Origin of the sequence: Actinocatenispora comari (assembly GCF_017312725.1) — a bacterium.
Taxonomy (GTDB): domain Bacteria; phylum Actinomycetota; class Actinomycetes; order Mycobacteriales; family Micromonosporaceae; genus Actinocatenispora; species Actinocatenispora comari.
The window spans coordinates 44,522-71,048 of record NZ_BOPO01000050.1 but is presented as its reverse complement, the minus strand read 5'-3'; the positions used below and the strand labels follow the sequence as shown (position 1 = coordinate 71,048).

The following is a 26,527-nucleotide window of genomic DNA, read 5'->3' as shown; positions in this document are numbered from 1 at the left end:
AGGTCAGGGGCGGATGGCGAGGAAGACGAAGGCGGCCAGCAGCACCAGGTGCACGCTGGCGGACAGCCGGGTGACCCGGCCCGGTACCACCGTCAGCACGCCCACCACGACGGTCAGCGCGAGCAGCACGATGTGCGTCGGGCCCAACCCCAGCACCAGCCGGTTCGGCAGCCAGATCGACGCCAGCGCCATCGTCGGGATGGTCAGGCCGATCGACGCCATCGCCGAGCCGTACGCGAGGTTGAGGCTGATCTGCACCCGGGCCCGCAGCGCCGACCGGGTCGCCGACAGCGTCTCCGGCGCCAGTACCAGCAGGGCGATCACGACGCCGACGAACGAGGCGGGGAAGCCGACCGCGCGCACCCCGGCCTCGATCGCCGGCGACTCCACCTTCGCCAGCCCCACCACCCCGATCAGCGCGAGCAGCAGCTGACCGAGGCTGGCGAGCGCCTGCCGGCTGGACGGGCGGGGCGCGTGCCGCTCGTCGGCCGGCCTGCTCGCCGCGATCTCCACCGGCAGGAAGAAGTCCCGGTGCCGCCGGGTCTGCGTCAGCACGAACACCACGTACAGGGCGAGCGAGGCCACGGCGGCGAACGCCAGTTGCGGGCCGGAGAACTCGCCGGCCGGCGAGGACCCGGTGAACCGCGGCAACACCAGGCTCAGCGTCGAGAGTGCGGCGACGGTGGCGAGCGCGGCGCCGCTGCCCTCCGGATTGAACTCGGCCAGCCCGCGCCGCACCGACCCGATCAGCAGCGCCAGCCCGACGATCCCGTTCGTGGTGATCATGACGGCGGCGAACACGGTGTCCCGGGCGAGCGTGTCGGACTCCGCGCCGCCGGAGATGCTGAGCGTGACGATCAGCGCCACCTCGATGATGGTGACCGCGACCGCCAGTACCAGCGAACCGAACGGCTCGCCGACCCGGTGCGCGACGACCTCGGCGTGCTGCACCGCCGCCAGTACCGCGCCGGCCAGCAGCACCGCGACCAGCGCCACCGGTACCGGGCCCAGGTGGCGGCCCCAGGACAGCGCCAGCACCACGACCGCCAGTACCGGGACGATCAGCGTCCAGGACACCCGTACCCGCATGGGCTCAACCCTGGCAGAACCGCCCGTCCGGTGCCGGGCGAATCGTCCAGGTCCGACGGTGCGGGGCAGCGGCGTCGCCGCAGCCGGTACGCGCCGTGACGTGCCGCGGGGGAGCGGGTGACGCTGCGGCGTTCCGGCCCGGACCGGGTGGCGTGAGCCGATGATGAACCCATGTGCCGATGGCTGGTGTACTCCGGGTCACCGATCCGGCCCGAGGAACTGCTGTACAAGGTCGACCACTCGCTGATCGACCAGAGCATGCACGCCAAGCTCGGCGCGACCACGCTCAACGGCGACGGCTTCGGGATGGGCTGGTACGACGGCCCGCGGCCGCCCGGCCTGTTCCGCGGCATCGGTCCGGCCTGGGGCGACCGGAACCTGCGCGAACTGTCCGAGCATCTGGAGACCGGGCTGTTCTTCGCGCACATCCGCGCCTCCACCGGCACCGCCGTGCAGGAGACCAACTGCCACCCGTTCCGGTACCGGACCTGGCTGTGGATGCACAACGGCGAGATCCACGACTTCCACCGGATCAAGCGGGAACTGGCACTCGCGATCGAGCCGGAGCTGTTCCCGCACCTGGAGGGGTCCACCGACTCAGAGCTGATGTTCTACCTGGCGCTGAGCTACGGGCTGCGGGACGACCCGCCCGTCGCCGTCGCCCGGATGGTCGGTCACGTCGAACGGGTCGCCGCCGAGCACGGCATCGCGAACCCGGTGCAGATGACGGTCGCCACCTCCAACGGCGAACACGTCTGGATCTTCCGGTACTCCAGCCAGCGGGAGTCCCGGTCGCTGTTCTACTCCCGGCGGATCGAGGCGCTGCGCGAGCTGTACCCGGACAACGCCAACTTCCGGCGGCTGTCCGAACAGACCCGGATCATCGTGTCCGAGCCGCTCGGCGACCTGCCCGGCGCGTGGCGGGAGGTGCCCGAGTCGACCTACGGCCTGGTCGAGCCGGGCCGCGACTTCCTCCGCGAGTTCCACCCCGACCCGGTCTAGCGACTGTCGGTCGCACCGGGCTAGAACTCGTTGCCGGACAGCAGGTGGTCGGCGTGCAGGAAGTTCCGGACGATGCTGCGGGTGTCCGGCCCGCTGCGGGAACGTGGTAGCCGGCACGATCGACCGGCCACGCCAGTGCGCGTGCCACGGGAAGTCCCGGACGATCCGCGCCCGTCGCAGTACCCCGCCGCCATGTGCTGCTCCTGCCGCCGTTCCCCGCCCGTCGTCAGAACGACGCGGCGGCGGCGTCACGAGTTGCGCAAGATCGCCTGGGCAAGCGACGGACACAGTCACGGCAACCGAACGGTGAACCGACACGTGTCCTGCGCCCGGACAGCTGGGGCGATCGACGATCCGAACCGGCGTACGGCGTTGCCACCAGGCGAGGAGACCGGGTCAGGTGGTCGGCGGGCGCAGCTCGACCAGCTCGGCCGACGCGTCGCCGCCCGGGGTGCGCCAGGTGACGATGTCGCCGACGGCGTGCCCGGTCAGCGCCCGCGCGAGCGGGCTCTCCCGGGTGATCGCCGCGCTGCCGCTGCCGCTCGCCGGCACCGGCGCGATCTCGACCCGTTCGGTGTCGCCGTCGGCGAACCGCAGCACCGCGCGGGTCCCGAACGGCAGGCCGGTACCGGTGTCCCCGCCGTCCAGCAGCCGCTGCAACTGCGCGATGCGCGCATCCAGCCGGCGCAGCTCGTTCGCCCGCTCGATGCCCTCGGCCTGGTCGGCGGTGTCCCCGGGCTGCCGGTCGTCGGCCAGCGTCGCGGCCAGCTGCCGGCGCTGCTCGCCCACCGTGTCCAGCTCGTCGCGCAGTCGCCGTACCGGATCCGGCTCGCTCATGGCACCTCCCGAGCGGGTCTGTCTCGTCCCGGCCCGCGCCCACCGCGGCCGACCCTTCCCGCGATTATCGACCCTGACCCGCACGTCCGCGGCGGGTTCGCCGATCATGACAGTGCCGGTTCGGCGGACCAGGGGAGGGACGGCATGACCGCGTTCGACCGCTACGAGCGGGCTTAGGGCCGTCTCGAAGTCCGCGTGCCGGCTGCGGCGGCCCCGTTTGCCCGCTCGCGGCGTTGTCGGTCAGCCCGTGTGCAAGCCCGGCACACGAACTGCCCTCCGCCTTGCGAGCGAGCAAACGGGACTCGCCTCGCTCGGCCGGGGACCTCGAGACAGCCCCTGGCGGCGCGGCGGCACCGCAACCTTCGCCTGCACCTTCGCACCCCTGTGCGCGTACCCGGCCGGTGCGCTGCTCGACGCCGCCGCGGTCACCGCCGGTACCCGCACGCTGGACGTCGGTACGGGCACCGGCACCGTCGCCGCGGTCGCGCTGGGCCGGGGCGCGCTGGTCACCGCGGTCGACGCCGATGCCGGCATGGCCGCGGCGGCCCGGTCGGCCGCACCCGGCGCCGCGGTACGGGTCGGTGCCGTGCCGGCGCTGCCGTTCGCCACCGGAGCGTTCGACGCGGTGGTCGCAAACTTCGTACTCAACCACGTCGGGGTGCCCGCCGCCGCGGTCGCCGAGCTGGCCCGGCTGACCCGGCCGGGCGGCCGCATCGCCGTCACGATCTGGCCGTACCCGCCGCCGCGGCTGCAGTCGCTGCTGGGCGAGGCGGTCCGGGCGGTCGCCGCGGAGCCGGTCGTGCTGCCGCGGCTGGCCGCCGAACACGACTTCGCCCGTACCGTGGCCGGGTTGTCGGGGCTGTTGTCCGCCGCCGGGTTGACCGAGGTGACCGGGCGGCGGCTGGACTGGCTGCACCGGACCACGGTCGCCGACTGGTGGGCCGGCGCCGAGGGTGGGATCGGTACCGCCAGCGTGCTGCTCGCCGCGCAGCCGGCCGCCACCCGGGACCGGATCCGGGCCGAACTGGGCCGGCTGGCCGAGCCGTACCGCAACGCAGACGGCGCCTGCGCGGTGCCAACCGCCGCCGTGCTCGCCGCCGCCACCGTCCCCGCCTGACCTGCCTGACCCGCCCGAGCGGCCTTGCTCGTCTGAACCGGCGGCTGGATCGGGATGGCGGGCGGTACGACGGTGGACGAGCGGTCCGGCGCGGCTGCCGGGTGCGGGACGGCGGGTCAGCTCGCCGGGCGGCGGGCCTCGATCAGGAACCGCTCCGAGGTGGCCCGGAACGGGCCGTGCGCGGTGATCCGGTCGTGCAGCGCGACCAGCTGGTCGCGGTAGCGCTCGACGTCGAAGTCCGGCACGATCCACACTACCGTCCGCAGGAACACGATGACCGCGGCGATGTCGTCGAACCGCATCGGCAGCGACTGCTGGTGCAGCCGGACGACGTCCAGGCCCGCCGCCTCGGCCCGGCCGAGGGCCCGGGCGGCGGCCCGCACCTGGCTCACCGGCTGCGGGCCCATCAGCGCGTCGGTCAGCTCCCGTACCGAACCGGCCCCGACCTGCTGGGACAGGTAGCTGCCGCCCGGCGCCAGCACCCGGGCGATCTCCGACCACCGCAGGACCGTCGGATGCCGGCAGGTGACCAGGTCGAACGAGCCGTCGTCGAACGGCAGGTCGGCGTCGTCGGCGACCTCGACCACGGTGCCGCCCAGCGGCGCCAGCCGGCTTCGCGCCAGCGCCACGTTCGGCGGCCAGGACTCGGTCGCGGCCAGCCGCGGCGGCACGACCGGCAGCCGGGCGAGCAGTTCACCGGCACCGGTCTGGATGTCGAGCGCGGCGCGAGCGGCGGCCATCCGCTCGGTCACCAGGTGCGAGTAGCGCCACCACGGCCGTGCCTCGTCGGCCCGGCCGGCGAGCCAGCCGAAGTCCCACCCGGCCGGTACCGCCAGCGCCTCGGCGACGAGGTCATCGAACGTGCTGGGCATGCCCGCAGTCTGGCCGACCGGCGGCGTCTCGCGCGACCGGTTTCGGCCACCGGCGTCGTGCGAGCCTCGGTGGTCAGTCGGCCGCGGGCGGGGGGAAGCCGCCCTCGGCGATCGGTCCCCACCGCTCGATCGTGACCCGGATCAGGCACTTTCCCTGGCGCTGCATCGCGGCCCGGTACTCGTCCCAGTCCGGATGCTCGCCGGCGATGCCCCGGTAGTACTCCACCAGGTCGTCCAGCGCCTCGGGCAGGTCGCGCACCTCGGCGGTGCCGTCGAGCTGCACGTACGGCCCGTTGAACTCGTCGGAGAGCACGCACAGGCTCACCCGCGGATCGCGCCGGACGTTGTGCACCTTGGCCCGCTGCGGGTAGGTCGAGACCACCACCCGGCCGGCGCCGTCGGTACCGCAGGTGACCGGGGAGGTCTGCGGCCGGCCGTCCCGGCGGGTGGTGATCAGCACCGCATGGTGCCGGGGCCGGACGAAGTCGAGCAGCCCGTCCCGATCCACCGTGTTCGCGCTCGCGTAACTCACCATGCCCCGACCCTACGACCGTCCGGCCCGGGCCGTACCGGGGTGGCCCGACCGCGCCGCCCCCGGTGCGGCTCGCGAGGCGTCGCGACCGGGTCAGCGGTCGCCGGCGTCCACCACGGACAGCGCCTCGCTCACCTTGCGGTCGTCGGCGCGGTGCCGGCGCGGCGCGTTCTCCACCGGCCAACGCGGGTCGGCGGTGGTGCCGAGCGGCGGCGTCGCGTCGCCGGCGAGCGCCTCGACCGTCGACTGGATCGTCGCGATCTCGTGCTGGATGCGGTGCCGCAGCTGGGTCAGCTGGGCGAACCGGTGCCGCGCGTCGACCAGGATCTGCTCGGCCTGTGCCTGTGCCGCGGCGCGGGTCTGTTCGGCGTCGTGGTTGGCCGCCGCGAGCTCCTGGGTCGCCTGCCGGTGCGCCTCGGCCAGCTCCGCGGTGGCCCGCTCGTGCGCGTCCGCCAGCTCGGCGCTGGCCTTCAGCTGCGCGTCGGCGAGCTGCGCGGTGGCCTGGCTGTGCGCCTGCGCCCGCTCCGCCTCGGCCGCCTCGTGCGCCGCGGTCAACTCGGCGGTCGCCTTCTCGTGTGCCGTCTCCCGCTCGGCGGCCGCCTCCCGCCGCGCGGTCTCCCGCTCGGTCGCCGCCTCGTGCCGTGCCGCGTCCAGCTCGGTCGTCGCGGCCTCGTGCGCCGCCGTTCGCTCGGCGGTGGCGTCGCGTTCGGCCGCGGCCAGCAACGCGGTGGCGTCCCGGTGCGCCGCGTTCCGCTCCGCGGTCGCCGCCGCGGTCGCGTCGCCGCGGATCTGGTCGACCTGGCCCCGCGCCTCGGCGACCGCCTGCTCGGCCTGGGCGCGGGCGGCGTCGACGGTGCTCTTCGCGGTACGGTGCGCCTCGCCCAGCGTCTGCTGCGCCTCCTGGCGCGCGGCGCCCAGGGTGGAGTCGGCCTGCTCGCGGGCGGCGGACACCAGCTGCTGCGCGCTGGTACGCGCCGCGGTCAGCGTCTCGTCCGCCTCCTGCCGGGCCGCGTCCACCGACCCGGCGGCGACCTCACGCGCCGACGACAGCGTCGCGTCCGCCTCGGACCGGGCCGAGTGCAGCGCGGCGTCCGCCTCCCGGTGCGCTCCGGTCAGCGTGGTCGTGGCCTCCTGCTTCGCGGCCGACACCATGTTCGCGGCCTCCTGCCGCGCCGCACCGAGCGTCTCGTCGATCTCGCGCTGCACCGTACCGATCCGGGCCGCCGCCTCGTTCTCGGCGGCCGTACGGGCGTGCTCGGCGGCGTCGCGCGCCTCGGCCCGGACCCGTTCGGCCTCGGTGTGCGCCTGCTCGACGATCTCGGCCGCCAGTTGCTCCGACGCGCCGAGCAACTGCTCCATCCGACCACCCAGGAACTGGGTGTGGGACAGTTCGGCGATGGCGACTTCACGTTGCTCGGCGAACTGGTCGGCCTTCAGCTCCGCGAGCTGGAGCGCCAGCGCGCGTTCCCGGTCCTGGCTGCGGGCCATCCGCACGGCGAGCTCGGTCAGGGTGCGCTCGACCCGGTCGGCGTAGCGCCGCACCTGGCCGCGGTCGTAGCCGTGCACCGCAGTCTCGAACTCGGCGTCGGGCCGGAAGTCGGTGTCCTGCAACGCAACGTCGTGGGTGTCGAAATCCCGTCGGATACCCATGTCCCGCCTCCAGCCCGCCGCGGCGACGACGTCACTCGATCATGAGTTACTAATACCCTCGTATACGGCATTCCAACCAGCCGGGGGATGCACTCTACGGTTTCCGCGACCCTGCGATCACCACCTGCTAGCGTGCCACGCCGCCGGCCATGATCACCGGGCCGAGCCGGAACCCTTACCCATCGATTGCCGCCGATCGGTCCGGGCGGCGTGCCGGCACGCCGCCCGGCGGCGTCACGGGCGAGGTGTCTTGCGCGGCAACAACATCACGATGATCAGGATGATCAGCGTGAAGAAGAAGCCGAGGATGCCCCACAGCCACTTGCCGCGGCCCTTCAGATAGGCCATGTAGCCGCACGAGATCGCGATGATGATCGACCCCACGACCCCGACGCCGGTGCTCACTCCGGTGTTCGCCATGTCGCCACCCCCCGGCCACAAGGTAGCGACGGTGGCCGGTACTGCGGCGGGCTTTCGCCCAAGATCGCCTGGAGGGGCCGGTGGGAAGGGCCGAACCCTCCCCACCGGCCCCTCGGTCGGTACGCTCGTCGCCGCGCGGCGCCCGCTCAGGCGGCGGACGCCAGTACGGCGTCGATCTGGCCCATCGCCAGCCGCATGCCCTCCTGCATCCCCATCTCGAGCATCTTCTCCAGTTGCTCGGTACTGGCGAAGTGCGTCACCGTCGTCATCCGGGTGCCGCCGTCGGTCGGCTCGAACGTGACCCGCATGGTGACCGGCTCGTCGTCGGGCAGCGGTTCGCCGTCGTCGCCGGAGAAGCCGTCCTCGATCTCCAGCGTGTGCGGCTTGTCGATCGACTCGATCCGCCACCAGGCGTGGTGTTGGTCGCCCTCCGGCCCGGTCATGTGGTAGCGGCACTCGCCGCCCTCGACGAACTCGTGCCGGGTGAACGCCGCCGGGTAGGTCGGCGGCCCCCACCAGCGCTCCAGCTTGCGCGGGTCCTCCCACACCTGCCAGACCTCCTCGGGCGCGGCGTCGAACTCCGCCACGAACGTCAGGGTCAACGTGGCTGGATCGGCGGTGTCCTTCAGGACTGTCATGTCGTGCTCCCTTCCTCGTCGGCGAGGATGCCGGCGATGCGTGTGGCGCGGTCGGTCCAGAGCCGCTCGTACCGCTCGAGCAGCGTCGTGGCCCGGTGCAGCGTCTCGGGGTCACCGTGCACGATCTGCTCCCTCCCGTGCCGTTGTTTGTTGACGAGCCCCGCCCGTTCGAGCACGGCGACGTGTTTCTGCACCGCGGCGAAGCTCATCCGGTAGTGCGCGGCGAGCGACGACACCGATTCGCCGGCCCGCATCGTGCGGACCAGGATGTCGCGCCTGGTCGGGTCCGCCAACGCTCGGAAGACCCGGTCCAGCTCGCCGTCCGACAAGTCATCTACAACCATTTGGTTGTACGTTATCGCCTCGGTCGCCGAGCCGCAACCGGTTCGGCGATCCCGGAGCCGATCCCGGCGGCCGCGCTGCCCGGGTGGGCGAGGGCGCGACTGGTACCGGGCTGCGATCGTGGTACCGGCCGCGGACGTCGCCGGCCGAGCGTGCTGCGAGGAGGATTCGATGACCCGGGTTCGGATCGAGACCGCCGGCCACATCGTCGAGATCGAAGCGAAGGACGCGGGCCACGCCGAACTCGCCCCGGTCGCGCTGGCACTGTGGCGCGAAACCCGCTTCGGCCGGGGCGACGCGGGCACCTCGTCCGGCCAGTTCGACACCGGCGACGACCGGTACGGCGAGGAACACGTCGGTATCCTCGGCTTCCACGCCAGACCGCGGCAGTAGCCGTCGCCGGGAAGGGGCGCGGATGTCTCAGCGGGCGCGAGACGAGCGACTCGGGCTGACCGGCCTGTCCCCGGCGCAGCGGGCGCGACGGGTCGAGGAGCTGGCACGACGGCACGCCCGGCTCGTGCGCGAGGCGAGGGCCGCGTTGCGGGCCGCGCGGGCCGGCCGAACGGGTCCGAACGATGGCTGACCCGCCCGGGTCGGGGCGGGGTTGCTACCGGCGCCGGTACCGAGGCGGCCACTCGCGCCGAACCGACCCGGCGGCAACTCGCTGACCTGGGTAAACGAGGTGCGCCCGGTAGGACTCGAACCTACGACCGTCTGCTTAGAAGGCAGCTGCTCTATCCACTGAGCTACGGGCGCGTCGCTCGCCGAGGGGATCAGCTCGCGGCTGAAGGCTACCGTGAGCAGCCCCCGGGACATCTTGGCGGAGTGCGAACCGTGACGCCAGCCCCGCCGAGGCGGCAACGGGCCGGAACGGGATCGCCGGTCGACGGCCGCCGCGTCGGGCGCAGCGCGGAGCGCGCGACCGCATCAGCCGGTGCGGCCGAGGATCGCGGCGAGCAGCGTGGTCAGCCCGGTCGCGAACTCGTCCGGGCCGCCGGCCGTCGCCACCATCGTCGGCGCCACCGCGCTCAGGTGAGGGAAATCACCCGACGGTAGCGCACCGAGTGCGCTGCGGGTGTCCGCGGCGTCCTGGCCCGCGTAGGTGACGCAACCGAGGGTGAAAAGGTAGAGCGTCCGGTAGCCGCGGACCGCCGCCGCGTCGTCCAGCCCGGCACGGCGCAACTGCCCCAGGGCCCGGTCGCACAGCCGCAGCACGCCGGGACTCAGGAACGGCCGGGACATCCGGATCCGGTACAGGGCCGGGTGGTCGGACAGGGTTCGGTGCAGCGCGGTGAACAGCCGGGTCAACTCGTCCACCGGTGCGCCGCCGGGACGGCCGGAACCGTGGTGGTTCGCCGCGTCGGCCGTGGCAGCGTCGACGACCGCGTCGAGCAGCTCGTCGCGGGAGCGGTAGTAGCCGTACAGGGTCATGGTGCCGACGCCGAGTCGCTGCGCGAGCGCGCGCATGGACACCGCGGCGAGGCCCTCCGCGTCCATCAGGTCCAGGGCGGCGGCGGTGATCTGCTCGGCGGTGAGACGTTGCGTCGGCATAACGTACAGCGTACCGTACGTCGTACGATGAAGATCCTGAGCGGAGCCGAGGCGTACCGACCTGCGGCCGAACTGTTGCGTGAATACCTGGCCGAGGTCGCGTCCCGGCTCGACGACTTCGACGGCGGCGGCGGTGACCCGGACGCCGAGGCGACCGACGGCAGCATGATCGTGTGCTGCACCGACGACGGCACCCCGCTCGGCTGCCTCGCCGTGCGCGCCATCGCCCCCGGTATCGCCGAACTCAAACGCATGTACGTGCGTCCCGCCGGCCGTGGCGCCGGGCTCGGCGGCCGGCTGCTCGCCGTCGCCGAGGACGCCGCCCGCGACCTCGGCTGCCACACGATGCGGCTGGACACCGCCGCCCCGCTGGCCGAGGCGCTGCGGCTCTACCGCCGGCACGGGTACGTCGAGATCTCCCGGTACAACGACAACCCGTCCGCGACCCACTGGTTGCAGAAGGTGTTGCCGGCGACCGGGCCCACCTGAGCGCGGGGTCGGGTCAGCGCGGACTTGGCGACAGGCAGTACGTTTTCTGCGTGCAGCCGAGTGTGTCAGCGATCATTCCGATGCCCCTCTCCCGCGACGTCGCGAGCGCGTTCCCGGCCGCCGGCCCGGACGCGCCGGTGCTCGAGGAGTGGTACGCCGATCTCGTCGTCGGCTATCACCTGCCCCCGCCGTACGGCGACCGCCTGGTCACCGCGGACGACCTGACCGAGCTCGACCTGGGCCACCGGCAACTGCGCCGCACCGCCGCGGGCAACCTGGCCGCCCAGCTGGAGCGGGTCGAGGTGCACGGCCTGCCGCCGGTGTTCACGCTGTCCTTCGAGGGCATCGAGGCGACGCTGCTGACCTCCGACGACGTCTGGTCCAGCCTGGCCGAGCAGGTCGAGGGCGAGGTGGTCGTCGGCGCGCCCGCCCGGGACGTGATGTTCGTGACCGGCAGCGAGTCGCAGGCCGGGCTGGAGAAGGTGCATCGGGCCTGCGAGCGGGTCTTCTTCGCCGGCCACGAGAACCTGCTCAGCCGGCACCTGCTGGTCTGGCGTCAGGGCGGCTGGGAGTCGCTCTGACCTCCACTGTGGACTGACCGTCCGCCGGTTCGCCGCAGCGGCCCCGTGGCGGCGCCGGCCTCGGGCGCGCTGCGGTCGCCGGCCGTCGGCGCGATGCGCCCAGGCCCGCTGGTGCGGCGCAGGGCATCCGCTCAACCGGTCGAGTCGCGGACGACCAGTTCCGGAACGAACAGCCGGGTCGCCGGCGGCCGGGGCAGCTCGGCGGGCGCACCGGGCAGTTGCGGCGCCAGTACCGCCATCATCGCCCGGGCCACCTCCTCGACCGGCTGCCGCACGCTGGTCAGACCGAGCACGTCGGCGGTCGGGGTGTCGTCGAAGCCGCAGACCGCCAGGTCCGGTCCGACCCGCAGATCGCGCTGCACGGCCGCGCGCAACACCCCGACCGCGAACACGTCGGTCGCCGCGACGATCGCCGTCGGCGGCTCGGCGTCGTCCAGCAGCTCGGCGCCGGCCCGCGCGCCCGCCTCGATGCTGTCCGCCGCGTGCCGGGCGAGGCGTTGGTCCAGACCGTGCCGGCGCATCGCGGTGCGCCAGCCGGACTCGCGGTCGTCGCCGATCCGGTCCCCGGCCGGCACCCCGACGTACCCGATGCGCCGGTGCCCGGCCGCGACCAGGTGCTCGGTGGCCCGTTCGGTGCCGGCGGCGTTGTCCACGTCGACCCAGACGAACTCGTCGCCGGTCCGGCCGAACGAGGCGAACGGGGCGCCCAGCGCCGCGATCGCCGCTGGCCGCCGGTCCCGGTAGTCCAGATCGGTCAGCACGAACCCGTCCACCGCGCCGCTGCGCAGCAACCGGTCGCACGCCGCCACCTCGTCGGCCTCGGCCGCGGCGAACAGCAGCAGGTGATGGTCCAGGTCGCGGGCCGCCTCGGCGAACGCGTGCAGGAACCGGTCCAGGATCGCGGCGAGCGCGTCCGGCCGGTTCGGCCGGATCCGGTACCCGATCAGCCGGGACGCGTGCGCGCGCAACGCGCGGGCGGCCCGGTTCGGCTGGTAGCCCAGCTCGTCGATGACCGCCCGCACCCGCTGCCGGGTCGCCGGGCTGACCCGCTCCGGCGCGTTGACCACGTTCGACACGGTCTGCCGGGACACGCCGGCGGCGACCGCCACGTCGTGCACCGTGACCGGTCCGTCGCCGCTGCCGTGGGTACCGTGCACGGCTGCCTCCCGAGTCTCGGCCCCGGACGGTACCGGAAACGGCCACCAGCGTTACCACGAAACCGCGCCAGCGGCGAGGCGGTCCACAGGCCCGGCGGTTGTCCACAGATCCGACCGCGGGGCGGACGGCGGCCGAGGTGGCGGGGGACCGTGGCGGCGAGCGGTCATCAGCCGCGGCCGGACCGCTGGTTCGGTCGCCTGTCACGGGAGCCAGCATGTTCGAAACCAAGCTCACCTTGGTCGGCACGGTCATCAGTGAGGTCCGGCTGACCTACACCCGCACCAACGAGGTGCCGGTGGCCAACTTCAGCATCGCCACCACCGCCCGCACCTTCAACAAGGAGAAGGGCGGCTGGGTCGACGGCAACTCGCTGCAGTTGCGGGTCAGCTGCTGGCGCCGGCTCGGCGAGAACGTGGCCGCCTCGCTGCACCGCGGCGACCCGGTGCTGGTCTCCGGCAACCTGTACAGCCGGTCCTACGAGGCGTCCGACGGCACCCGGCGCTGGTCGTACGAGGTCGAGGCGACCACCGTCGGTCCCGACCTCAGCCGTGGCACCGCCACGTTCCAGCGGCGCCCCTCCCCGCAGGCCGAGCAGCCCGCGCCGGTCACCGTGCTCGCCCTCGGCGGTGCCGACCCGGAGCTGACCACCCCGCAGTCGGAGGCGGCGTGAGCAGCCGGGCCGTGCCGGCAGGTTCGTGCCGGCGGTAGCAGCGTGCGGTGCGCGGCGGCCGAGTGAGCAGGCGGGTCGGAGCGGCGGCGTGCACGACGGGGTCGGACTGGGCGTGGGCGACACGGTGATCGGGCGTGGGTGAGCGACACGGCTGTCGGTGGCCGGCCGCACGGCACATAGGCTGCCGGTGACGAGCCACCGGCCCCGGGTCGGGGTTGGCAGCGTTTCGGGGAGGAATGCCATGGTTCGGGGCGACGAGATCGTCCGCCTGGGCGGCGGGTTGCTGGACGGCCGGGCGGTCGCGCCGGCGCGCCACGGCGACCTGACCGCGGCGGTCGAGACCTGGCTGCCCGCGGTACGGCAGGGCGTCGAGCTGATCGCCGAACTCGTCGCCCGCCCCGGGCTCCGGTCCGGCCTGCCCGCAAACCTGGCCCGCGCCCTCGCCGAGCGCTCCGTGTCCTTGCTCGCGGACCGGCCGGGACGCCTCGGCGACGATGCCGCATGGCGGCTGGCGGCCGCCAACGGTGCGGGCCTGGTCGCCGGGGCCGGTCTCGACCTGGTGTTCGGCGATCCACGCCGGCTGCATCCGGTCGCGGGTTTCGGATCTCTGGTCCAGCGGTGGGAACGCCGCAGCTACCGGCCATCCCGGTCGGCCGGGCTGCGCTTCGCCGCGGTCGCGGTCGGCGTTCCGGTGGCCGCGGCGCTGGGCGTCGGGCTCGCCACCCGACGTCGTCCGCTCGCCCGGGCCGTCGCGGTCGCGGGTGGCACCTGGCTGGTGCTCGGCGGCACCTCGCTGCGCCGCGAGGCGACCGGGCTGGCCGCCGCACTCACCGCCGGTGACCTGGCCGACGCGCGGGCCCGGCTGCCCCGGCTGTGCGGCCGCGATCCGTCCACACTGGACACTTCCGGGCTGGCCCGCGCCACGGTCGAGTCTCTCGCCGAGAACACCTCGGACGCGGTGGTCGCGCCGCTGTGCTGGGGCGCGCTGGCCGGCCTGCCCGGCCTGGTGGGCTACCGCGCCATCAACACCCTCGACGCGATGGTCGGGCACCGGTCCCCGCGCTACCGCAGGTTCGGCACGGTCGCTGCCCGACTCGACGACCTGGCGAACCTCGCCCCGGCCCGGTTGGCCGCGGCGCTGACCGTCGCGGCCGCGCCGGTCGTCGGCGGCAGTCGGCGGTCCACGCTGCACACCTGGCTGCGGGACGGACACCGGCACCCCAGCCCCAACGCCGGCCAGGTCGAGGCGGCCGCCGCGGGCGCCCTCGGCGTGCGGCTGGGGGGCCGGAACGTGTACGCCGGCCGAGTCGAGGACCGGCCGCAGCTCGGCACCGGCCGTCGGGCCGAACCGGTCGACATCGTCCGGGCGGCCCGGCTGTCCGCGGTGGTCGGCGCGGCCACGGTCGCGATCACCGCCGGGCACCTGCTGGCGGCCCCGGCCCGGCGGGCCCTGCTGCGTCGTGCCACCGTGCGAGTGGCGCGGCGGCTCGCCGCCCGGCGCGGACGGTCCCGGTGACCGGGCTGCGCGGCTCCCTGCTGGTCGCGGGTACCACCTCCGACGCCGGCAAGAGCACCCTCGTCGCCGCCCTCTGCCGGTACCTGCGTCGGCGCGGCGTGCGGGTCGCGCCGTTCAAGGCGCAGAACATGTCGAACAACTCGGCCGTCACGCCCGACGGTGGCGAGATCGGTCGGGCGCAGGCGTGGCAGGCCGCGGCGAGCGGGCTGGAGCCGAGCGTGCGGTTCAACCCGGTGCTGCTCAAGCCCGGCTCCGACCGCCGCAGCCAGGTCGTGGTGCTGGGCGAGGCGCGCGGCGAGGTGTCCGCCGGGCGCTACGGTGCGCTGCGCGCCGAACTCGGCCGGATCGTCGCCACCACCCTCGACCAGCTGCGCGCCGAGTACGACGTGGTGATCTGCGAGGGGGCCGGCAGCCCGGCCGAGATCAACCTGCGGGCCGGTGACCTGGCCAACATGGGGCTGGCCCGGGCCGCCGAACTGCCCACCATCGTCGTCGGTGACATCGACCGCGGCGGAGTGTTCGCCTCGATGTTCGGCACCCTGGCGCTGCTGGAACCGGCCGATCAGCGGCTGGTCGCCGGCTTCGTGATCAACAAGTTCCGCGGCGACGCCGCGCTGCTGCGGCCCGGGCTCGACATGCTCACCGACCTCACCGGTCGGCCCACCCTCGGCGTCCTGCCCTACCAGCCGGACCTGTGGTGGGACACCGAGGACTCCCTGTCGTACTCCGACGGGCGGCTGCTCGGCCGCCCCGGGCCGGCCCGCGGCTCGCAGTGGCTGCGGGTCGCGGTGGTTCGGCTGCCCCGCATCTCCAACGCCACCGATGTCGAGGCGCTCGCCGCCGAGCCCGGCGTCTCGGTCCGGCTGACCACCTCGGCCGCCGAGCTGGCCGACGCCGACCTGATCGTGCTGCCCGGCAGCAAGGCGACCGTGGCCGACCTGGACTGGCTGCGACACCGCGGGCTCGCCGAACCGATCCGGGCGCACGCCGCCGCCGGTCGCCCGGTGCTCGGGCTGTGCGGCGGCTACCAGATGCTCGGCGCCACGATCGACGATCCGGTGGAGAGCGGGCGGGGGCTGGTCGACGGGCTCGGGCTGCTGCCCGTGCACGTCCGGTTCGCCGCCGGCAAGCGGCTCGCCCGCGTCGACGGGAGCGCACTCGGCGCGCCGGTGCACGGGTACGAGATCCATCACGGCCGGGCCGAGGTCGGCTACGACGCGACCGCCGCGCCGCTGATCGTGGACGCGGCGGGCGCGGGCGAGGGGTGCCGAGCCGGCTCGGTCTTCGGAACCCACTGGCACGGCACCTTCGACGGCAACGCGTTCCGCCGGGCGTTCCTCGTCGAGGTCGCCCGGCTGGCCGGCCGTGACGGCTTCCAGGTGTCGACCGACACCGACGTCCCGGCGCTGCGCGAGGCGTCCCTCGACCGCCTCGGCGACCTGGTCGACCAGCATCTCGACGGCGCCGCGCTCGAACGGCTGATCGCGCACGGCGCACCGCCGGGCCTGCCGTTCGTCCCGCCCGGCCCGCCACCGGTGCCGCCGCTCGGCCGGCCCGTCCCGCCCGGCGAGCCACCGGTGCCGCCGCTCGGCCGGTCCGTCCCGCCGGCGACCGCACCGACCGTTCCCACCGAGCCGCTGGTCCCAGCGCCTGGCCCGCCGCCCGCCACTTCCGGGACGACGCCCGGTACCCCACCGCCGCCGCCGACCCCGACCCCGGCCGCAGCGCCCGGTCCACGGTTCGTGACGTCGGCTGTTCCGCGTCGCCTCGCTCAGGTACTGGCCGTGTTGGACGGCACCGACCGTCCCACCGTGGCGGCCGGTCCACCGCCGGCCCGCCCGGCCGAGCCGCTCGTCACCGGTGATCGCGAGGTCGTCTCGTTCGACCGGTTGGCCGCCGAGATCCTGGCCGCTCCGGCCCGGTGTGGTCCGGCTCGGGTGGTCGCGGTGGACGGGCGCGCGGGCTCGGGCAAGAGCACCCTCGCGACCCGGCTCACCGACGCGCTGACCGCCACCGGTGCCGGGGTGTATCTGCTGCACACCGACGATCTGCTGCAGGGCTGGCTGGACATCGTGTCGTTCTGGCCACGGCTGGAGGAGTGGGTGCTGGCGCCGCTGCGCCGGGGTGAACCGGCCCGGTTCCGGCGGTACGACTGGCAGCGTGGCGCGTTCCCGGACCGGTTCGAGCCGATCGGCCGCCCCGACGTGCTGCTGCTCGACGGGGTCACGACCGCGCGGGCGGCGGCCCGGCCGCTGCTCACCAGGTCGCTCTACGTGCAGACCGACCGGCGACTCCGGTACGAGCGGGGCGTGCGCCGCGACGGCGCCGGCGTGGTGCCCGATTGGACCAGGTGGATGAGCGACGAGGACCAGCACTTCGCGGCCGACCGCACGGTCGAGCGGGTCGACCTGGTGGCGGATGGTGCCCCGACCATCGATCATCGGCCGGAAACGCACTTTGTCCGGATAGTTCCCGGCGTCGGGTCGTGCCAGGGTTTCCCGTAGGGGCATCTTGCGGGTGGGGAAGGCAGCCGACGGTGGCCGGGACGGCCTAGCGTTGACGGCACACAGACGAATCGCGGGAGGGCACGATGACCGACTCGACCGGCAACGGACCGCGCGGGGGCAGCGGCCAGGATGGTGCGGGACGTGGCCCGGACCGAGAGGACGCCGGCGCCCGGCAGCCCGCGCGCCGTCGGGTCACCCTCACCGGGATCAGTTCGCGGGCCTGGGAGCACCCGGCCGACCGCGGTGCCCTGGTGGCGCTGCGTGAGCTGCGCGGGTTCGACGAGATCCTGCGCAAGTTCTTCGGCCTGTTCAACGAGCGCTACTTCCGGATGAAGTACCTGGGCTCGTCGATCCGGGCCAACGGCTGGCAGTACTCGCGGGTGCACGCGATCTACCTGGAGGCGGCGGCGGCGCTCGACGCCGGCGAGCCGGCCGACCTGCCGGAGCTCTACGTCTCCCAGACGCCGTTCGCCAACGCCGGCGCCTTCGGCATGGACAAGCCGTTCATCGTGGTCAACAGCGCCACCGTGCAGATGATGGACGACGACGAGCTGCGGTTCGTGCTCGGCCACGAGCTCGGCCACATCCGCTCCGGTCACGCCGTCTACCACACGCTGCTGGTCTGGCTGCTGGAACTGATGCGGGGGCTGAACTGGATCCCGCTGGGAGCGCTGGCCCTGCGCGGCATCGTCGCGGCGCTGATGGAGTGGTACCGCAAGGCGGAGCTGTCGTCCGACCGGGCCGGCCTGCTCGCCGGCCAGGACCCGGCCGCCGCGCTGCGGGTGCACATGAAGTTCGCCGGCGGCGGCGACCTGTCCGACATCGACACCGCGGCGTTCCTGGCCCAGGCCAACGAGTACGACCGGGCCAACGGCGACCTGCGGGACAGCCTGGTCAAGCTGATGCTGCTGGAGGCCTCGACCCATCCGATGCCGGTGGCCCGCGCCGCCGAGCTGCGTCGCTGGGTGGAGACCGGCGAGTACCGGCGGGTGCTGTCCGGCGACTACCCGCTGCGCGAGGACGACGCGGACGCCTCGGTCAGCGAGGAGGTCAAGGCGGCCGCCAAGTCCTACCAGGACGCGTTCGCGCGGTCCCAGGACCCGCTGGCCGGCCTGCTGCGCCGGTTCGGTGACGGGGCCAACGTGGCCGGTGAGTGGGCCAAGGCCGGGGCGGACAAGCTGCGGGCCTGGGTGTCCGGCGACGCCCGTCGCGGCGAGGACCCGGGGGGCGACGATCGCTGACCGGGTGCATACGATCCGGACCATGACGATGACCCCACTCCGACCTGCGCCGTTGCCCTGCTCGCCGCGACCGTCGCGGGGAGGTGCCGCATGAGCACTCCCAGCGATGCGGATGTCACGGCCGCGGTCGACCGGGTGCTCCCCGAGGTTCGCGCCGACCTGGAACGGTTGGTCCGGGTGCCGAGCGTCGCGTTCCCGGGCTTCGACCACGAGCAGGTCCGGCGCTCGGCCGAACTGGTCGCCGAGCTGTGCCGGTCCGCCGGCGTGCCGGACGTGCAGATCCTCAGCGTCGAGGGCGGCCAACCGGCCGTCGTCGGCCGCATCCCGGCGCCGCCCGGCGCACCGACCGTGCTGCTCTACGCGCACCACGATGTGCAGCCGGTCGGTGACGAGAGCGGTTGGCACACTGCCGCGTTCGAGCCGACCCAGCAGGGGGAGCGGCTCTACGGCCGCGGCGCCGCCGACGACAAGGCCGGAGTGACCGCCCACCTGGCCGCCATCCGCGCCTTCGACGGCCGGCCGCCGGTCGGTGTGACCCTGTTCATCGAGGGCGAGGAGGAGTGCGGCTCGCCGACCCTGGAGCGCTTCCTGCACGAGTACGCCGCGCTGCTCACCGCCGACGTGCTGGTGCTCGCCGACTCCGGCAACTGGGACGTCGGCACGCCGGCGCTGACCACCTCGCTGCGTGGCCTGGCCGACTGTTACGTCGAGGTGCGCACGCTGGAGCACGCCGTGCACTCCGGGATGTACGGCGGGGTCGTGCCGGACGCGCTCACCACGCTGTGCCGGGTGCTCGCCACCCTGCACGACGAGCAGGGCAACGTCGCCGTGCCCGGCCTGCACGAGGCCGGCCCGACCGGCGTGGAGATGCCGGAGAAGCGGCTGCGCGAGGAGTCCAGCGTGCTCGACGGGGTGCAGCTGGTCGGCACCGGTTCGATCACCGAGCGCAACTGGAACAAGCCTGCCGTGACTGTGATCGGCATCGACTGCCCATCCGTGCAGAACGCGTCGAACACGCTGGTCGCGTCGGCGCGGGCCAAGGTCAGCCTGCGGCTCGCGCCCGGCCAGGACCCCGAGGCCGCGATGACCGCGCTGCTGGAGCACCTGCGCACGCACGTCGAGTGGGGCGCCTCGGTGACCGTGACGCGCGGTGAGCTGGGCGCGCCGTACCAGATCGACGCGACCGGCCCGGTGTTCGACGCGGCCCGGGACGCGTTCCGGACCGCCTGGGACGGCGCCGCGCCGGTCGACATGGGCATCGGCGGCTCGATCCCGTTCGTGGCTGAGTTCGCCGATGCGTTCCCGTCCGCGGCGATCCTGGTGACCGGCGTGGAGGACCCGGACGCGCGGGCGCACGGCGCCAACGAGAGCCTGCACCTGGGTGAGTGGCGGCGGGCCTGCGTGGCCGAGGCGCTGCTGCTGGCCAAGCTCGCACCGGCGTCGGAGCGGTGAGACCCGGCGACCGGCAGCGTCGACCGTCCTGGATCTTCCTCGGGCTGGTCGCGCTGCTGGTGGCGTCCGGCGCCGCCACCTGGACGGGCGTGGGCAACGTCCGCGTCGACGCGTTCCTTCTGGTCGGCTCGGGCTGGCTGGTGTCGCTGTGCCTGCACGAGTTCGGCCACGCGTTCCTCGCGTACCGGTTCGGTGACGGCGGCGTGGTCGAGCGCGGCTACCTGACCCTCAACCCGCTCAAGTACTCCAACGTGCTGCTGTCCTTCGTGCTGCCGCTGGTGTTCGTCCTGCTGGGCGGGTTCGGCATGCCCGGCGGCGCGGTGTGGGTGGACCGGGCGCGGATCGGTGGTCGGGCCCGGCACAGCCTGGTCTCGGCGGCCGGCCCGGCGTTCAACGTGGTCTTCGCGCTGCTGCTGGCGGCGCCGTTCTGGCTCGGCGTGGCCGACTCGACCCATCTGGACTTCTGGGCCGCGCTGGCGTTCCTCGGCTTCCTGCAGGTCACCGCGAGCGTGCTGAACCTGGTGCCGGTGCCGGGCCTGGACGGCTACGGCATCCTGGAGCCGTGGTTGCCGCCGCACTGGCGGCGCGGTGCGGCGATGATCGCTCCGTACGGGATGCTGCTGGTGTTCGCGCTGCTGTGGGAGCCGCGGGTGAACGCGTTGTTCTTCCGGCTGGTGTTCTTCCTCGCCGACCTGATCGGCATCCCGCTCGGCGCGGTGGCGCTGGGCGACCAGCTGTTCCGCTTCTGGACCTGAGCGAGCCGGTGCCGGTCACGCCGACCGGCACCGGACCGCGCCGGGGGCCGGGGCGCCGATCGGCGCCGCGCCGGCACTCAGCCGAGCGCGGAGTCGGCCAGGTGGTGTAGGAAGCCGGGTGCCAGCACGGCGACCCCGGCGACGAGCGCGACCAGCACGAACACCGGCAGCAGCAGCCTCCGTTCGACCCCGCCGCCGACCTTGACAGCAACCGCGTCGGGCACGCCGAACTCGCGCCAGGTGCGCCGCCCCGTCGGCAGCGGCCAGATCACCGGGCAGCCCTCCTTGGTGATCATGTCGCCGAACGTGTGCACGATGCCGCCGGCGGCGATGGCCACGCCGATCACCGGGTAGCCGCGGCCGGTCGGCAGCAACGCGTACGCGGAGAAGGCGGCGGCGAGCGCGCACAAGGTGGTGATCACCCAGCCGCGCTTCTTCGCCCAGGTGTGCAGCAGGCCGCGAATGGCCAGCGCGAACATGAAGAACAGCACGCCGATCACCGCCCACTTGCCGAACCTGGTGCACAGCTCGCCGACGCCGAACCCGAGCCCGACGTTGAACAGCCAGGTGTGCGTGAGGGTGCGGTGACCGTTGTGCCGCTGCGGATCGCGGCGCATCCGGGTCAGCTTGTAGACCCCGAGGGAGATCTTCTCGACGCACTCGGCGAGGAACAACGACACGACGCCGAACGTGTGCGCGACGATGGCGCCGCCCTTGTTGGCGGTGACCCGGCCGGACAGGTCGAGGTCGGGCAGCAGCGCCGCGCCGGCACACACCGCGGCGCCGACGCCGAGCTGCACCGGGTCGGGGTGGTAGTCCCACCAGTGGCCGGCGGCCCAGCAGCCGGCCAGCCAGACCGCGGCGCCGGACATCGCGTGCGTCGGCCCCATCACCATCGTCGGCGTCCTCCCCAGAATCGCGGCGCCGCCCGAGGCCGGGCGGCGCCGATGCACCGAATGGCACGGTCTGCTCGCTGCCCGTCCCGGCAGGCTGGTACGACACCGGAACGCACCGATCGACACGGCCGCGCCCACTGTGCCAGATGGGTACGACGTTCCCGGCGTCCGGTCCGGGGCGACCCTCCGGTTCGGACGGTCCGATCTGGACGGTCGAGCCGCCGGCCGACCGCCCCGATCGCCGCGGAAGTGTCGTACCGGCCGGGCAGGATGGGTGGATGTTGTTCGCGGAGGTGGCGTCGACCTCGGCCGCGGTGGCGGCGACCCGGTCGCGGCTGGCGAAGGTGGAGCTGCTCGCCGACGCGCTGCGCCGGCTCGCGCCCGACGAGGTGGCCGCCGGCGTCGCCTACCTGTCCGGCGAGCTGCGCCAGCGTCAGCTCGGCGTCGGCTGGGCGGGGCTGCGCGAGCTGCCCGCCCCGACCGAGCATCCGACGCTGACCGTCGCCGCGGTCGACGTCGCGTTCGCCGAGATCGCCGGTCAGCGCGGTGCGGGCTCGACCACCCGGCGGCGGGCCATGCTCGGCCAGCTGTTCGGCGCCGCGACCGCCGACGAGCAGCGGCTGCTGTCCGGGCTGGTGGCCGGCGAGGTGCGGCAGGGAGCGCTGGCCGGTGTGCTGGCCGAGGCGGTGGCCCGGGCCGCCGAGGTCGACTCGACCGCCGTCCGGCGCGCGCTGCTGCGGTCCGGCGACCTGCGCGCCGTCGCCGCCGCCGCGCTGTCCGGTGGCGAGGCCGCGCTCGCCGAGTTCGGCCTGACGGTGGGGCGGCCGCTGGCGCCGATGCTGGCCCAGCCGGCGCCGGACGTGGCCGAGGCGATGCGCCGGCTGGCGGTCGACGGCGCGCCGGTCTCGGTCGACGACAAGCTGGACGGCGTCCGGGTGCAGGTGCACCGGGACGGCTCCGAGGTGGCCGTGTTCACCCGCAGCCTGGACGACATCACCGACCGGGTGCCGGAGCTGGTGGCGGCGGCCCGGGCGATGCCGGCTGGCAGCCTGGTGCTGGACGGCGAGGCGCTGGCGCTGACCGACGCCGGCCGGCCCCGGCCGTTCCAGGTGACCGCGGCGCGGATCGGTCGGCGGGCACCCGATCCGGCGCAGCTACCGCTGCATCCGTTCTTCTTCGACGTGCTGCATGCCGACGGGGTCGACCTGCTCGACGAGCCGGCATCGGCCCGGTTCGCCGAACTGGCCCGGATCGTGCCCGCGGTGGCCCGGGTCGGTCGGCGCACCACCGGCTCGGCCCAGGAGGCCCAGCAGCGGTTCGCCGACGCCGTCGCCGCCGGGCAGGAGGGCGTGGTGATCAAGTCGCTCGCCGCGCCGTACGAGGCGGGGCGGCGCGGCGGTGGCTGGCTGAAGGTGAAGCCCCGGCACACCCTCGACCTGGTCGTGCTGGCCGCCGAGTGGGGTCACGGCCGGCGCCGTGGCCTGCTGTCCAACCTGCACCTCGGCGCCGCCGGCCCGGACGGCTTCGTGATGCTGGGCAAGACGTTCAAGGGGCTGACCGACGCGATGCTCGCCTGGCAGACCGAACGGCTCCAGGAGTTGGCCGTCGACACCGGGCGCTACCTGGTTCGGGTCCGGCCGGAGCTGCTCGTCGAGGTCGCGTTCGACGGCGTGCAGACCAGCCCGCGGTACCCGGCCGGGCTGGCGTTGCGGTTCGCCCGGGTGCTGCGCTACCGGGAGGACAAGTCGGCGGCGGAGGCGGACACCATCGACACGGTGCGGGAGATCTGGCGCGCCTCGGGTGGTGAACCGGCCGGCTGACCCCGACGACGCCCGACCCTCCCGCGCGCACGGGCCGGTCAGGGCGTGCCGGGGTGGTCCTCCGGCAGCCGGGACGAACGATCCGGGACGGCGGGCGCCGCCGCGGCCACGTTGTCCTCCGGCAGCCGCGAGCCGCCGGCGGGTCGGGCCGGCTCGTCCTCGGGCAGCCGCGAACCGCGGCCCGCCGACGCCCCGGCCGACCGCGCGCCGGGTGGGCGGTCTCCGGGCGCGGACAGCCCGGCCCGCTTGCGCGACTCCCACCGCATCAGCAGCCCGAAGCCCACCAGCGCCATGCCGGAGAACAGCCACCACTGCAGGATGTACGACAGGTTCATCGCGGCGTTCTGGTGGTCGATCGGGATCGGGACGAACCGGGAGGACAGCGCCGGGGTCTGCGAGGTGGCGGTGACGTAGCCGCCGGCGATCGGGTAGGGCACCGCGGACGCGAGCAGCCGCGGATCGATCCGGCGCACCTCCACGTGGCCGTTGCGCCGGGTCGGGCCACTGCCACCGCTCTCCGGCAGCCGTACCTGGCCGACCACGGTCACGGTGCCGCGCGGCGTCGCCGGTACCTTCGGGTCGGCCGCGCCGTCCGGATCGGCCGGCGGCAGCCAGCCACGGTCGACCAGCACCGCGGTGCCGTCGGAGCGGCGCAGCGGGGTGAGGATCTCGTACCCGACGTTGCCGTTGACGGTGCGGACCCGGGCGAGCATCTGGTGCGCCGGGTCGTACCGGCCGGTGAGCCGGACGCGGAGGTACTCGTCGGCGTCCGACGGGCTGCGCCCGGCCGGCAGGATCCGGTCGGTGCCGGCGACCGGCGCCGCGGCGGCGTGCCGGTCGATCCGATCGTTGATGCTGGAGCGCAGCTGGTAGCGGTGCAGCTGCCAGACGCCGAGGAAGACCATGCCGACCGCCAGCGCGATCGCGAGCAGTCCGAACAGCACCCAGCGGGGCGTGCGGAGCACGCCGAGAACGCTGGGCCTCGCCTGCGTCGGCGAGCCGGTGTCGGGCACGGGTCAACGCTACCGACCTGCGCCGGGCGGCGGCACCGGGGGCGCTGAGCTGTGGTTTGCATGCGTTGCGCAGACTGACAGGGGCTGTTCGGGGGATCTTCGGACGAGGTCCGCCGGCAGACCCTTGAGTGGATCATTGCCCTTTCCGCACCGAGGAGTGCCCCGATGCCCGCCGTTCCCCGCCTCGTGATCACCGCGCCCTCGTCCGGGCACGGCAAGACCGCAGTGTCCGTCGGCCTGATCGCGGCGCTGGCGGCGCGCGGTCTGACCATGGCCGGGTTCAAGATCGGTCCGGATCATGTCGATTCCGGCTATCTCGGTCTCGCCGCCGGCCGGGTCGGCCGCAACCTGGACCCCCGGATGGTCGGCGGCGACCTGCTGCCCGGCCTGTTCCTGCACGGTGCCCGGGACGCTGACGTGGCGATCGTGGAGGGCACGATGGGCCTCTACGACGGGCTGTCCGGCCGGGCCGGCGAGGAGAACACCGCCCAGGTCGCCGGCATGCTGCGGGCGCCGGTGGTGCTGGTGGTGGACGCGGCGGCGATGGGCCAGTCGGCGGCCGCCCTGGTGCACGGCTTCCGGGCGTACGACGACCAGCTCTGGCTCGGCGGGGTGATCCTGACCCGGGTCTCGTCCGACCGGCACGAGGAGATCCTGCGCTCGGCGCTCGGCGAGATCGGCGTCCCGGTGCTGGGGGTGCTGCGCCGGCACGACTTCAGCCAGCTGCCGCCCCGGACGTACGGGATGGTTCCGGTGGTGGACGGCGCGGTCGACGCGGTGCGCGCGGTGCGCCGGCTGGGGGAGCGGATGCTGGCCCGGCTCGACCTGGAGCGGCTGCTGGCGCTGGCCCGGTCCGCGCCGCCGCTGTCGGTGGACACCTGGTCGCCGGAGTCCGCCGTCGGCGCCGCGGCGGAGGCCGCCGCGCCGGTCTCGCCGGCCGCCGTCGGGTACGCCACCGACCGCCTGCCGGCCGCCGGGGAGCGGCCGATCGTCGCGGTGGCGGGCTCCGACCCGTTCAGCTTCTCGTACCCGGAGACCGGTGAGCTGCTGACCGCCGCCGGTGCGGAGGTGGTGCCGTTCGACCCGGTGCGCGACGAGCGGCTGCCCGCCGGTACCCGGGCGCTGGTGTTCGGCGGTGGTTTCCCGGAGGCGTTCGCGGACGAGCTGTCGGCGAACCGGCGGCTGCAGGACGACGTGGTCGCGCTGGCCCGCGAGGACGGCCCGATCTATGCCGAGAACGCGGGTCTGCTCTGGTTGGTCAAGGAGCACGACGGGCGGGAGATGTGCGGCATGTTCGACGCGTCCGCACAGACCACGAACCTGCTGGTGCTGGGCTACCGGGATGCGGTGGCGCGGGCGTCGAGCTCGGTGGTCAAGGTCGGCGCCCGGGTGGTCGGGCACAAGCACCACCGCGCGACGGTGACGCCGCGGGCCGGCGACAACGCGGCCTGGCAGTGGAACGGCGGTCGGCCGGAGGGCTTCATCTGGCGCAAGGTGCACGCCTCGTTCTTGACCGTACACTGGGCCGGCCATCCCGAGATGGCTGCGCGGTTCGTGGCGGCCATCGGCTGACTTTCGCGCCGCGTGGGCGGTTTGGTTCCGAGCCGGGCGGGTGAGTACTGTTGACGTGCTTTGGTCCCGCGGGGGCGGTATGACGAAGGCAGGACAGATGACCGCGCAGACAGTTTCGGCTGCCCGCTTCCCGGAGCTGACCGTGGTCACGCCCCGGCTGCTGGTGCGCCCGCTGACCGGTGCGGACACGTCCGAGGTCACCGCGGTGTTCGCCGATCGGCAGACCCGGCGCTGGATGTCGCTCCCCTCGCCGTACACGGACGCCGACGCGAAGATGTGGTGCACCTGGATGGCGGCCGAGCGGCGCACCCGAGGCGACGGCGACCACTACGGCATCGTGCAGCGCGACGACGACCGGCTGGTCGGCCTGCTGTGGACCAAGCGCACCGACTGGGGCACCCACAGCACCGAGATCTCGTACGCGGTGGCACCCGATGCGCGCGGTTTCGGCTACACCGCGGAGGCGGCCGACGCGCTCGCCGTCGACCTGATCCTGGAGCACCGGTTCCAGCGGGTCGAGGTGCGCGTCGCGGCCGGCAACGTGGCCTCCCGCCGGGTGGCCGAGAAGGCCGGCTTCGTCTACGAGGGCCTGCTGCGCAACGCGGGCGTGGTCGAGTCGGGCCGGGTCGACCTGAGCGTCTGGTCGCTGGTCCCGGCCGACCTGCGCGGCGACCCGCACGCGGCCGGCTGACGGCCGGGGTTCGGTAGCTCGATGTCCGTCAGCGCACCGCTGCGCCGCCGTGCCGACCTCGCCACCCGCACACACCGGTGCGCCGGCCGCTCACGGCGTGGCGCCGGTCGCCGTTG

At 74.1% G+C, this 26,527-nt stretch carries 25 protein-coding genes, 1 tRNA gene and 1 pseudogene; 14 read left to right on the top strand and 13 right to left on the bottom strand.

Annotated features, from left to right (window positions below):
- Positions 1–3 precede the first annotated feature (3 nt).
- Positions 4–1,089, bottom strand: a complete 1,086-nt coding sequence (locus NUM_RS14795; RefSeq protein ID WP_207125416.1) for a calcium:cation antiporter — start codon at positions 1,087–1,089, stop codon at positions 4–6.
- Positions 1,090–1,260: 171 nt separating this feature from the next.
- Here NUM_RS14795 and NUM_RS14790 point away from each other — a divergent pair, with 171 nt between their 5' ends.
- A complete protein-coding gene (locus NUM_RS14790; RefSeq protein ID WP_207125415.1) occupies positions 1,261–2,091 on the top strand; it encodes a class II glutamine amidotransferase in 831 nt (276 codons plus the stop codon).
- A 396-nt stretch (positions 2,092–2,487) separates the two neighbouring features.
- Here the strand turns inward: NUM_RS14790 and NUM_RS14785 are convergent, their stop codons facing one another.
- On the bottom strand, positions 2,488–2,928 hold the full coding sequence (locus NUM_RS14785; RefSeq protein WP_207125414.1) for a GreA/GreB family elongation factor: 441 nt from the start codon (positions 2,926–2,928) through the stop codon (positions 2,488–2,490).
- A 247-nt stretch (positions 2,929–3,175) separates the two neighbouring features.
- On the opposite strand from NUM_RS14785, the gene NUM_RS14780 reads away from it, so the two are divergent.
- A complete protein-coding gene (locus tag NUM_RS14780; protein ID WP_207125413.1) occupies positions 3,176–4,045 on the top strand; it encodes a class I SAM-dependent methyltransferase in 870 nt (289 codons plus the stop codon).
- A 116-nt stretch (positions 4,046–4,161) separates the two neighbouring features.
- Here the strand turns inward: NUM_RS14780 and NUM_RS14775 are convergent, their stop codons facing one another.
- The 6 genes from NUM_RS14775 to NUM_RS14750 form a co-directional block, all read right to left on the bottom strand.
- Complete coding sequence (locus tag NUM_RS14775; protein ID WP_207125412.1) at positions 4,162–4,917, bottom strand: class I SAM-dependent methyltransferase; 756 nt, start codon at positions 4,915–4,917, stop codon at positions 4,162–4,164.
- A 73-nt stretch (positions 4,918–4,990) separates the two neighbouring features.
- Entirely contained in the window at positions 4,991–5,452 is a 462-nt protein-coding gene (locus NUM_RS14770) for a PPOX class F420-dependent oxidoreductase (RefSeq protein ID WP_207125411.1), read from the bottom strand.
- A gap of 90 nt (positions 5,453–5,542) precedes the next feature.
- Positions 5,543–7,099, bottom strand: a complete 1,557-nt coding sequence (locus tag NUM_RS14765) for a coiled-coil domain-containing protein (protein ID WP_207125410.1) — start codon at positions 7,097–7,099, stop codon at positions 5,543–5,545.
- 234 nt (positions 7,100–7,333) lie between these two features.
- Entirely contained in the window at positions 7,334–7,519 is a 186-nt protein-coding gene (locus NUM_RS14760) for a hypothetical protein (protein ID WP_207125409.1), read from the bottom strand.
- Between the two features lie 146 nt (positions 7,520–7,665).
- On the bottom strand, positions 7,666–8,157 hold the full coding sequence (locus tag NUM_RS14755) for an SRPBCC family protein (protein WP_207125408.1): 492 nt from the start codon (positions 8,155–8,157) through the stop codon (positions 7,666–7,668).
- Positions 8,154–8,501 (bottom strand): ArsR/SmtB family transcription factor, encoded by a 348-nt coding sequence (locus NUM_RS14750; protein WP_207125407.1) that lies wholly within the window; start codon positions 8,499–8,501, stop codon positions 8,154–8,156. Before NUM_RS14750 ends, NUM_RS14755 begins: the two co-directional genes overlap by 4 nt.
- 169 nt (positions 8,502–8,670) lie before the next feature.
- Between NUM_RS14750 and NUM_RS14745 the strand changes: the two genes are divergently transcribed.
- On the top strand, positions 8,671–8,892 hold the full coding sequence (locus NUM_RS14745) for a hypothetical protein (protein ID WP_207125406.1): 222 nt from the start codon (positions 8,671–8,673) through the stop codon (positions 8,890–8,892).
- A 290-nt stretch (positions 8,893–9,182) separates the two neighbouring features.
- Here NUM_RS14745 and NUM_RS14740 read toward each other — a convergent pair.
- A tRNA-Arg gene (locus NUM_RS14740) sits at positions 9,183–9,255 on the bottom strand.
- A gap of 171 nt (positions 9,256–9,426) precedes the next feature.
- Positions 9,427–10,050: a TetR/AcrR family transcriptional regulator gene (locus tag NUM_RS14735; protein WP_207125405.1), complete on the bottom strand. Its 624-nt coding sequence runs from the start codon at positions 10,048–10,050 to the stop codon at positions 9,427–9,429.
- A gap of 27 nt (positions 10,051–10,077) precedes the next feature.
- Here NUM_RS14735 and NUM_RS14730 point away from each other — a divergent pair, with 27 nt between their 5' ends.
- On the top strand, positions 10,078–10,539 hold the full coding sequence (locus NUM_RS14730) for a GNAT family N-acetyltransferase (RefSeq protein WP_207125404.1): 462 nt from the start codon (positions 10,078–10,080) through the stop codon (positions 10,537–10,539).
- A gap of 80 nt (positions 10,540–10,619) precedes the next feature.
- Complete coding sequence (locus NUM_RS14725; RefSeq protein ID WP_207125403.1) at positions 10,620–11,120, top strand: DUF1444 domain-containing protein; 501 nt, start codon at positions 10,620–10,622, stop codon at positions 11,118–11,120.
- A 131-nt stretch (positions 11,121–11,251) separates the two neighbouring features.
- Here the strand turns inward: NUM_RS14725 and NUM_RS14720 are convergent, their stop codons facing one another.
- Entirely contained in the window at positions 11,252–12,277 is a 1,026-nt protein-coding gene (locus tag NUM_RS14720; RefSeq protein WP_207125402.1) for a LacI family DNA-binding transcriptional regulator, read from the bottom strand.
- Positions 12,278–12,492: 215 nt separating this feature from the next.
- Here NUM_RS14720 and ssb point away from each other — a divergent pair, with 215 nt between their 5' ends.
- The 6 genes and pseudogenes from ssb (at position 12,493) to NUM_RS14690 (ending at position 20,419) form a co-directional block, all read left to right on the top strand.
- Positions 12,493–12,948: a single-stranded DNA-binding protein gene (ssb, locus tag NUM_RS14715; protein ID WP_207125401.1), complete on the top strand. Its 456-nt coding sequence runs from the start codon at positions 12,493–12,495 to the stop codon at positions 12,946–12,948.
- A 508-nt stretch (positions 12,949–13,456) separates the two neighbouring features.
- Positions 13,457–14,464, top strand: a complete 1,008-nt coding sequence (locus tag NUM_RS14710; protein WP_225918582.1) for a cobalamin biosynthesis protein — start codon at positions 13,457–13,459, stop codon at positions 14,462–14,464.
- 5 nt (positions 14,465–14,469) lie between these two features.
- Positions 14,470–16,029, top strand: a pseudogene (locus NUM_RS14705) (cobyric acid synthase); the annotation flags it as partial.
- Positions 16,030–17,054: 1,025 nt separating this feature from the next.
- Positions 17,055–18,212: a M48 family metallopeptidase gene (locus NUM_RS14700; protein ID WP_207125399.1), complete on the top strand. Its 1,158-nt coding sequence runs from the start codon at positions 17,055–17,057 to the stop codon at positions 18,210–18,212.
- Between the two features lie 90 nt (positions 18,213–18,302).
- Positions 18,303–19,664 (top strand): dipeptidase, encoded by a 1,362-nt coding sequence (locus NUM_RS14695; protein WP_207125398.1) that lies wholly within the window; start codon positions 18,303–18,305, stop codon positions 19,662–19,664.
- Positions 19,661–20,419: a site-2 protease family protein gene (locus NUM_RS14690; protein WP_207125397.1), complete on the top strand. Its 759-nt coding sequence runs from the start codon at positions 19,661–19,663 to the stop codon at positions 20,417–20,419. Before NUM_RS14695 ends, NUM_RS14690 begins: the two co-directional genes overlap by 4 nt.
- Positions 20,420–20,496: 77 nt before the next feature.
- On the opposite strand, the gene NUM_RS14685 is transcribed toward NUM_RS14690, so the two are convergent.
- Entirely contained in the window at positions 20,497–21,312 is an 816-nt protein-coding gene (locus NUM_RS14685; RefSeq protein ID WP_207125442.1) for a metal-dependent hydrolase, read from the bottom strand.
- A gap of 281 nt (positions 21,313–21,593) precedes the next feature.
- On the opposite strand from NUM_RS14685, the gene NUM_RS14680 reads away from it, so the two are divergent.
- A complete protein-coding gene (locus tag NUM_RS14680; RefSeq protein ID WP_207125396.1) occupies positions 21,594–23,135 on the top strand; it encodes an ATP-dependent DNA ligase in 1,542 nt (513 codons plus the stop codon).
- A 38-nt stretch (positions 23,136–23,173) separates the two neighbouring features.
- On the opposite strand, the gene NUM_RS14675 is transcribed toward NUM_RS14680, so the two are convergent.
- Positions 23,174–24,148 (bottom strand): SURF1 family cytochrome oxidase biogenesis protein, encoded by a 975-nt coding sequence (locus tag NUM_RS14675; protein WP_225918581.1) that lies wholly within the window; start codon positions 24,146–24,148, stop codon positions 23,174–23,176.
- Between the two features lie 165 nt (positions 24,149–24,313).
- On the opposite strand from NUM_RS14675, the gene NUM_RS14670 reads away from it, so the two are divergent.
- Both NUM_RS14670 and NUM_RS14665 read left to right on the top strand, forming a co-directional pair.
- Entirely contained in the window at positions 24,314–25,720 is a 1,407-nt protein-coding gene (locus NUM_RS14670; protein WP_207125395.1) for a cobyrinate a,c-diamide synthase, read from the top strand.
- 97 nt (positions 25,721–25,817) lie between these two features.
- On the top strand, positions 25,818–26,411 hold the full coding sequence (locus tag NUM_RS14665) for a GNAT family N-acetyltransferase (RefSeq protein WP_207125394.1): 594 nt from the start codon (positions 25,818–25,820) through the stop codon (positions 26,409–26,411).
- The last annotated feature ends 116 nt before the right edge of the window (positions 26,412–26,527 follow it).

Coding starts and splice junctions, on each gene's coding strand:
- NUM_RS14795 (WP_207125416.1), bottom strand. CDS start 1,089: ATGCGGGTACGGGTGTCCTGGACGCTGATCGTCCCGGTACTGGCGGTC.
- NUM_RS14790 (WP_207125415.1), top strand. CDS start 1,261: ATGTGCCGATGGCTGGTGTACTCCGGGTCACCGATCCGGCCCGAGGAA.
- NUM_RS14785 (WP_207125414.1), bottom strand. CDS start 2,928: ATGAGCGAGCCGGATCCGGTACGGCGACTGCGCGACGAGCTGGACACG.
- NUM_RS14775 (WP_207125412.1), bottom strand. CDS start 4,917: ATGCCCAGCACGTTCGATGACCTCGTCGCCGAGGCGCTGGCGGTACCG.
- NUM_RS14770 (WP_207125411.1), bottom strand. CDS start 5,452: ATGGTGAGTTACGCGAGCGCGAACACGGTGGATCGGGACGGGCTGCTC.
- NUM_RS14765 (WP_207125410.1), bottom strand. CDS start 7,099: ATGGGTATCCGACGGGATTTCGACACCCACGACGTTGCGTTGCAGGAC.
- NUM_RS14760 (WP_207125409.1), bottom strand. CDS start 7,519: ATGGCGAACACCGGAGTGAGCACCGGCGTCGGGGTCGTGGGGTCGATC.
- NUM_RS14755 (WP_207125408.1), bottom strand. CDS start 8,157: ATGACAGTCCTGAAGGACACCGCCGATCCAGCCACGTTGACCCTGACG.
- NUM_RS14750 (WP_207125407.1), bottom strand. CDS start 8,501: ATGGTTGTAGATGACTTGTCGGACGGCGAGCTGGACCGGGTCTTCCGA.
- NUM_RS14745 (WP_207125406.1), top strand. CDS start 8,671: ATGACCCGGGTTCGGATCGAGACCGCCGGCCACATCGTCGAGATCGAA.
- NUM_RS14735 (WP_207125405.1), bottom strand. CDS start 10,050: ATGCCGACGCAACGTCTCACCGCCGAGCAGATCACCGCCGCCGCCCTG.
- NUM_RS14730 (WP_207125404.1), top strand. CDS start 10,078: ATGAAGATCCTGAGCGGAGCCGAGGCGTACCGACCTGCGGCCGAACTG.
- NUM_RS14725 (WP_207125403.1), top strand. CDS start 10,620: ATGCCCCTCTCCCGCGACGTCGCGAGCGCGTTCCCGGCCGCCGGCCCG.
- ssb (WP_207125401.1), top strand. CDS start 12,493: ATGTTCGAAACCAAGCTCACCTTGGTCGGCACGGTCATCAGTGAGGTC.
- NUM_RS14700 (WP_207125399.1), top strand. CDS start 17,055: ATGACCGACTCGACCGGCAACGGACCGCGCGGGGGCAGCGGCCAGGAT.
- NUM_RS14695 (WP_207125398.1), top strand. CDS start 18,303: ATGAGCACTCCCAGCGATGCGGATGTCACGGCCGCGGTCGACCGGGTG.
- NUM_RS14680 (WP_207125396.1), top strand. CDS start 21,594: ATGTTGTTCGCGGAGGTGGCGTCGACCTCGGCCGCGGTGGCGGCGACC.
- NUM_RS14670 (WP_207125395.1), top strand. CDS start 24,314: ATGCCCGCCGTTCCCCGCCTCGTGATCACCGCGCCCTCGTCCGGGCAC.
- NUM_RS14665 (WP_207125394.1), top strand. CDS start 25,818: ATGACCGCGCAGACAGTTTCGGCTGCCCGCTTCCCGGAGCTGACCGTG.